A 261-nucleotide genomic window follows, 5' to 3' on the forward strand; every position below is an offset into this window, starting at 1 on the left:
ATTCGCCGAGATCCGCGGCTGGGACTGGGCGCGCGACGGGCAGGGCATCGTGTTCGGGCGCCGCGTCGATGGCGAGACCCGGCTGTACCGGCTGGACACGCAGACCCGGCGCCTGCGCGACCTGGGCCTGAGCGATGCGCAGGCGCCGCGGCTGGCGCGCGACGGCGGCAGCCTTGCGTTCGTGCACCGGCGTCCGCAGTTCGCCGTGTACCGCATCCGGGCGGGAGCGGCGGATGTGCCGCGCGAGCGCCAGCGGCTGGT

General features: G+C 75.9%; 1 pseudogene. It reads left to right on the plus strand.

Going from position 1 to position 261, the window contains the following annotated elements:
* Nucleotides 1-261 (plus strand): annotated as a pseudogene (locus D588_RS25845) (transcriptional regulator); the annotation flags it as partial.

Source organism: Xanthomonas sp. SHU 308, from assembly GCF_000364645.1.
Taxonomy (GTDB): Bacteria; Pseudomonadota; Gammaproteobacteria; order Xanthomonadales; family Xanthomonadaceae; genus Xanthomonas_A; species Xanthomonas_A sontii.